This is a genomic window from Pseudanabaena biceps PCC 7429, assembly GCF_000332215.1.
In the GTDB taxonomy this organism is placed as follows: domain Bacteria; phylum Cyanobacteriota; class Cyanobacteriia; order Pseudanabaenales; family Pseudanabaenaceae; genus Pseudanabaena; species Pseudanabaena biceps.
The window spans coordinates 1-6,088 of sequence record NZ_ALWB01000276.1 but is presented as its reverse complement, the minus strand read 5'-3'; the positions used below and the strand labels follow the sequence as shown (position 1 = coordinate 6,088).

The 6,088-nt window shown below is 41.4% G+C and carries 6 protein-coding genes; 4 read left to right on the top strand and 2 right to left on the bottom strand.

Annotated features, from left to right (window positions below; all coding sequences use genetic code 11):
- Positions 1-60 precede the first annotated feature (60 nt).
- On the bottom strand, positions 61-1,080 hold the full coding sequence (locus tag PSE7429_RS20610) for a CobW family GTP-binding protein (protein ID WP_009629290.1): 1,020 nt from the start codon (positions 1,078-1,080) through the stop codon (positions 61-63).
- A 110-nt stretch (positions 1,081-1,190) separates the two neighbouring features.
- Here PSE7429_RS20610 and PSE7429_RS20605 point away from each other — a divergent pair, with 110 nt between their 5' ends.
- The gene (locus PSE7429_RS20605) at positions 1,191-2,153 is read left to right on the top strand and encodes a metal ABC transporter solute-binding protein, Zn/Mn family (protein WP_009629289.1); all 963 of its coding nucleotides are present in this window, start codon (positions 1,191-1,193) and stop codon (positions 2,151-2,153) included.
- A 187-nt stretch (positions 2,154-2,340) separates the two neighbouring features.
- Here PSE7429_RS20605 and PSE7429_RS20600 read toward each other — a convergent pair whose 3' ends face one another.
- Positions 2,341-3,540: a hypothetical protein gene (locus tag PSE7429_RS20600; protein ID WP_009629288.1), complete on the bottom strand. Its 1,200-nt coding sequence runs from the start codon at positions 3,538-3,540 to the stop codon at positions 2,341-2,343.
- Between the two features lie 447 nt (positions 3,541-3,987).
- Here PSE7429_RS20600 and PSE7429_RS20595 point away from each other — a divergent pair, with 447 nt between their 5' ends.
- From PSE7429_RS20595 to cbiQ, 3 genes are all read left to right on the top strand, one after another.
- The gene (locus PSE7429_RS20595) at positions 3,988-4,680 is read left to right on the top strand and encodes an energy-coupling factor ABC transporter permease (RefSeq protein ID WP_009629287.1); all 693 of its coding nucleotides are present in this window, start codon (positions 3,988-3,990) and stop codon (positions 4,678-4,680) included.
- A gap of 35 nt (positions 4,681-4,715) precedes the next feature.
- Positions 4,716-5,036: a PDGLE domain-containing protein gene (locus PSE7429_RS20590; RefSeq protein WP_009629286.1), complete on the top strand. Its 321-nt coding sequence runs from the start codon at positions 4,716-4,718 to the stop codon at positions 5,034-5,036.
- A gap of 149 nt (positions 5,037-5,185) precedes the next feature.
- Positions 5,186-6,019, top strand: a complete 834-nt coding sequence (cbiQ, locus tag PSE7429_RS20585) for a cobalt ECF transporter T component CbiQ (RefSeq protein ID WP_009629285.1) — start codon at positions 5,186-5,188, stop codon at positions 6,017-6,019.
- The last annotated feature ends 69 nt before the right edge of the window (positions 6,020-6,088 follow it).

Here is a 6,088-nt window from a genome sequence, read left to right as displayed (position 1 = left end):
AAGCAACGCTTTCAAAAATTTCCTTGGTTTGGGTTTGAGCGCGAAGCGCTGTAATTGCGCCTAGCTACTTATCAAACATTCCTGCAATTGCTGCTGAAGCATTTGAGCATCAAGATTTCTGCCAATGAAAACTAATTGATTGGTAGCAGCTTCCCTACGATGGTCATAATTTAACTCGTAGCGCTTGCCACTTAACTGAAAGATAAAATGGCAAGCTTCTGTGGCAAAACTGAGAATGCCTTTAGCCCTGAATACATCAACGGGCATTACTTTATCGAGGAAATAGGTGAACTTATCCAAATCAAATCGGCGATCGCTTTGAAAAGAGACTGAGATAAATCCATCATTGGCTAAATGGTCAGAATGATGATGTTCATGGTGATGATGTTCGTGATGTTCGTGGTGATGATGTTCGTGGTGATGATGTTCATGCTCTTCTTGCTGATAAGCGTCGGTACTTGTTAGTTCCACATCTAAAATCAAAGGCAATGGAACTTCACCATGTTGCGATCGCAGTATCCTCGCTTTGGGCTTGGTCTGGCGAAGATATGCCTCCAACAGATCGACCTGCGCCTCTGGCACTAAATCTGTTTTGTTGAGCAAGATAATATCGCCGTACTGCACTTGACTCCGTGCAGCTTCACTGCCAAAATGCTCGGCAGTAAATGTCTCCGCATCAATTACGGTGAGGATGGAATCGAGGCGCGTGAGATGCTTTAGTTCTGTGCCCAAAAAAGTCAAAGCGATCGGCAGAGGATCGGCAACTCCCGTCGTTTCAATCACCATATAATCAATCCGATCTTCCCGTTCCAAAATGTTATACACAGCATCAAGCAAGCCGTCATTAATCGTGCAGCAGATACAGCCATTGCTTAGCTCCATCATGCCATCTTCAATATTGACAAGTAGCTGACCATCAATATTAATGTCTCCAAATTCATTCACCAAAACCGCGACTTTTAAATCTTGACGATTCTTGAGGATTTGATTGAGGAGGGTCGTTTTCCCACTCCCTAAGAACCCCGTGACAATCGTCACAGGCATTCCCCGTTTGGGAATATCGATTTGAGGAGTTTGCATGATTTTTTAGGGATTATTTTTTGAGTTGACTTATGAAGGGTTTATGGTTAGCATTTACATGCTGAATGATAATGATTATCGTTCTTATAAGCATACCCTTCTTAGAAACTATGTCAACGAACTTTTTCACAAAACCTCAACCTTGGAAAAGTATTTTTTTCTCGGTTGTAGCAGCCTCTGCTAGCTATTTTTGTTTGGGGCTGAGTGCCGTTATGGCGCAGGCTAGCAAGCCTAAAGTTGTGGCTACGACAAGTGTGCTTTGTGATGTCACCAAGCAAATTGCTCAAGATACGGTCGATTTGACTTGTCTCATTGATGCTGGTTCTGATCCCCATGAATACAAGCCTAAACCTGCCGATCGCCAAGCGATCGCCCATGCAAATTTGGTTCTCTATGCTGGTTATGACTTTGAGCCTGACATCATTAAAATGATTAATGCAACGAATAATAACTTCACTAAAATTGCGGTAAACGAGCTTGCAGTGCCGATGCCACAACAATTTGAAGATGACGGAAAGACTGTCAACGATCCCCATGTGTTCCATTCAGCACGCAATGGATCGAGAATTGCGGAAATTGTAGGCGCGAGTCTTAATCAGATCCAGCCGAGTCAAGAGACGCTATACAAAGCTAATACCAAGAAACTGAGTGATGAACTGCTTCGCCTTGATAGTTGGATCAAAGACCAAGTTGCAACCATTCCTCCTAACCAGCGCAAATTGGTAACAACCCACGATGCTTTTGGCTACTATTCTAAAGCCTATGGTATTCCAGTATCAGGCGCATTACAGGGAGTCAGCACCGAAGAACAAGCAACGCCAAAGCGCGTATCGGATCTGGTTAGTTCCATCAAAAAAGAAGGTGTTCCAATTATTTTTGCCGAACTGACGATCAATCCTAAATTGATTAACGCCGTAGCAAGAGAGGCTAATGTCAAAGTAGCGGAACATCCGTTATATGCTGATGGGTTGGGCGAAATAGGATCGGATGGTGACACCTATCAAAAGTTTTTCATAGCAAATACAAAAACTATTGTGGAAGGCTTGGGCGGCAAATTTACACCGTTTAAGTAGTTCAGCATAATTAAAAAACAAAACCAGAGAGCGTACCGTCCGCGTAGCGGGCGATACGCTCTTCTAGGTTTTAAGTTTACTCATGCTTAACTACTTACAAAGTAATAAGCAGCGGTACTTGTTATAGTAACTCAGAATCTAAAAGATGAGTGGCGGCGCTTCGCGCCACCACTCATCTTTAGGTTTTTTATTTGCTATATTTTGGTAAGATTTTCCAGATCACAACGATTGTCCCCACCCCACTTTGGGTTGGCAATAGATTAAGATATCTTACAAAAGAACCTTGCTTTACTTTGTAAATTAAGCCACCGCCATAATCAGACATTTGAGAGATTTCAAATTTGTGATTTTGAAGTTGAGATGCAAAGAAATTACTAAATAATTGTTCGGGATTCTTGTCTAAAATGACAACGAAATTACCATCAAAACCAAATTGAGGTTTTTCAATGTCATAACTATTGCGATCTTTTACGGATTTAGCATAAAACTTTTCTGGTTGCGCAAAATAAAATTCAGGAATCGCAATTCTTTGCGCACCTAATTCACTTAAGTGTTTGAGGACAATATCAAAATCCGTTTCGGCTTTACTAGCTACAACCAAGGATTGCAAATTCTCCAGATCCAGTGGTTTACTAGCAAGGACGATCGCCGTTCCCTTTCCCTCACGAACTATTAAATTGAGAAATTTGCTCAGTCCACCTTTAAATATTTGATAAACTTTTCGAGTTGAATCGCTAGATAAAGTTTTTATTTCATAGTCTCTAGCGGGTAATTCTTTTTCAAAATACAAAGCTACAACATCTTGGCGATCGCTTGTTTGCTGACTTGCTAAATCCTCTTGTCCTTGGAGTAACCCAAAGGAGCCAGTTTCCGCATTAGGGTATTGGGGAAAATCGACAAATGGATCTTTCAATACATCTTGAGAGGATGCTTTAGTTTCTGAACTTTGATTTTCTGACCCGACCTGTGTTACTAGATGTTCCTTTGTGATGGCTTTAGATATGGGCTGCTCTTGCGGTAATTCTTGTTTAGGCAAAGAAGCATTTAAGAAGTTATTTCTAGAAATATGTAAATAATTCTGGGAAACTGGTTGTGGATTTGATGCTGAAGTTTTGTCAATTAGTGAGAGAGATTGAGAATTAATATAAGGAGAGGATTTAAGAGAATTAACTGGCGTAGATGGTAATTCTATAACTCTAATTTTCTGTGATTCTGACCGATCTATCACATGGGTTTCATCAGTTTTTTGTTTGAGCATGTTCGGTAACAATAGCAGAGTAAGATGAAGTCCTAAGGAAGCTAACAACATCCAAGTCCATAATGGGAAAAAGAAATCTTCTCTTTCTTCATTATTAAAAAGATTATTAAAAAGTTTGAATTGGCTCATACTACTAGCAACCTACTAGCAACAGTTTTGCTTAGGACATAAAAGCGAAAAGATGAGTGGTAGCGCGAAGCGCTACCACTCATCTTTTCGCTTTTGCTTTGCTCTTGTTATCAAGATTTTGATCGTATTGCATTATTTGCATTATACATTAATAACGATAATCATTATCAAAATAAATAGTTTGGCATAACTGATCCCAATTCCCAAAATGGCAACGCCATTTTGGGAATCTCAAAACCTTACTGGGTTTGGTGTTTAATTCATGAAAGTGTGACAACACTTTTGTGAATTGGTATTACGTTGCTATGCTTGCCTACCTAATTCTGAAATGAAATATTGATCGCAAATGTCGATCGCAAGTCTTGCGCTGACAACTTCTTTGTTTTCTTTGATGCGAAATACTAAATTTACAGTTAATATAATTTTCAAGAAACTTTTGAGGTGAAGATGTTTGCATTCCCAATACATATAGCCATGCATATTCCCGATGGCTACCTTAGTCTCCCTGTCAGCTTAGCCACTGGCGCGATCGCGATCGCCTTAATTGCCCTCTCGCTCAATCGAGTGCAATCGGAATACAAAGAACGGACAGTTCCGTTAATGGGAGTTTGTGCCGCTTTTATTTTTGCTACGCAAATGGTTAATTTCCCGATTGTGGGTGGAACCTCTGGGCATCTGCTGGGGGGTACTCTGGCGGGGATTTTACTAGGTCCTTGGGCAGGTTCGCTGGTGATGTCGGTCGTTTTTATTGTGCAATCCGTTATGTTTCAGGATGGCGGTTTGACCGCATTAGGCGCAAACATCGCAAACATGGGCTTAATTGGAACTTTTGCTGGTTATTACCTTTATCGGGCGATTCGGGCTTTAGTCGGTCAAAATACTTGGCTGGGTATGAGTTTGGGCACGGCGATCGCTTCATGGACTAGTGTGGTGGTAGCGGCGACAGTTTGTGCGGTGGAGTTGGCTCTATCAGATACCATTCCCTTAGCTTTAGGGCTATCAGCGATGCTATCGTGGCATTTCATGATTGGTATTGGGGAAGCATTTATTACTCTAGCGATAACCAGTTTTCTCTGGCGTACTCGTCCTGATTTGATCTACGATTCTCCAAATGCTGCCGTCAGTAAAATTGATGATTGATTATAGAAGTCCGAAGCGCAAGCCAAGTAAAGAAAATGAATAAAAATCGTATTGTTGTATTTGCAGGATTAGCCTTAGCTTTAAGTATTGCTGCATTTCTATCTCCTTTTGCTAGTAAAGATCCCGATGGACTAGATCGGGCTTCCAAGGATTTAAAATTTGAAGAAAAAGCGGCTACCGAACCAACCACGAAACAACTTCCATTTTCCCAAATCTTTTCAGAATATTCCTTTAAAGCTATTACTGACGAAAAGGTATCCACTGCTCTAGCAGGTGTTACGGGTACGTTAGTAGTATTTGGTCTTGCTTGGGGAATCGGCAAACTAACGGTACGAAATTCTACTCCTAAAGAATAACTAAAGAATAAAAGGAATAATGGAAAAGAATTGTGGCAATCTAAAACTCAAAAGATGAGTGGCGGTGCTCCGCGTCGCCACTCATCTTTTGAGTTTTATTTGAGTTTTATTTCTAAGCAAAACTTTCATTGCTATAGCCCTATCTATAAATGCCTACACTAAATGCCTACACTATGCTGTTACATATCCCGCTCATCGAAGTAAGCGATCGCTCGTTACAATCATCTGGCGATCGCTTAAATATGTGGAATAGTCTAGCTGTTCATACGCGCTTGCTTTGCATATTTCTCTTAGTTTTTGCGATCGCGCTCACGCCGATCGGTCGATGGTGGACTTGGGCAATCTATGGAATTGCGATTTTACCGATTCTCTATTGGAGTAAAGTTAATTTAGGAATACTCGTCAAACGCATGGCGATCGAGTCGGTATTTATCGGTGTGATCCTATTAGGAACTCTATTTCGTAGTGGGGGAGAAACTCTTTGGCAATGGGGATGGTTGCAGATTACAACTAAGGGTTTGGTGATATTAGGAAGCGTAAGTATCAAAGCATTTTTATCGTTGCTTCTCTTGAATATTCTCACCCTCAGCATTTCTATTCCCTCGTTGCTACAAGCTTTAGTAACTCTAAAAATGCCGCCGCTTTTAGTAAGCATCCTCGCTTCAATGTATCGCTATATCAGTGTTTTGAGTAATGAGTTTAAGGCTATGCGCCGCGCTGCCACAGCCCGTAATTTTTCAACCCGCAATATTTACAATCGCCATCGTCCTGATCGCGCTTGGCAGCGTCAGATATTAGGTAATATGCTCGGAGTGTTATTTGTGCGTACCTATGATCGTGGCGATCGCATCTATCAGGCAATGTTGGCAAGAGGCTACCAAGGTATACCCGTGATCATCGCGTCAAACGATGGGGGCTGGCGCGATCATTGGGCTTTGGGCTGTATGGTTTTGATCATCCTATTGGGGCAAGTAAGTAACTAGGTAAGTAAGTAGCTGGGCATAATTAATTACAAACCAAACCCCGTAAAGTTGCGCCCCGTAGGGGCGCAA

What these genes read in the sequence shown, in the direction of transcription:
- PSE7429_RS20610 (WP_009629290.1), bottom strand. Translation starts at nt 1,080, where the DNA reads ATGCAAACTCCTCAAATCGATATTCCCAAACGGGGAATGCCTGTGACG.
- PSE7429_RS20605 (WP_009629289.1), top strand. Translation starts at nt 1,191, where the DNA reads ATGTCAACGAACTTTTTCACAAAACCTCAACCTTGGAAAAGTATTTTT.
- PSE7429_RS20600 (WP_009629288.1), bottom strand. Translation starts at nt 3,540, where the DNA reads ATGAGCCAATTCAAACTTTTTAATAATCTTTTTAATAATGAAGAAAGA.
- PSE7429_RS20595 (WP_009629287.1), top strand. Translation starts at nt 3,988, where the DNA reads ATGTTTGCATTCCCAATACATATAGCCATGCATATTCCCGATGGCTAC.
- PSE7429_RS20590 (WP_009629286.1), top strand. Translation starts at nt 4,716, where the DNA reads ATGAATAAAAATCGTATTGTTGTATTTGCAGGATTAGCCTTAGCTTTA.
- cbiQ (WP_009629285.1), top strand. Translation starts at nt 5,186, where the DNA reads ATGCCTACACTAAATGCCTACACTATGCTGTTACATATCCCGCTCATC.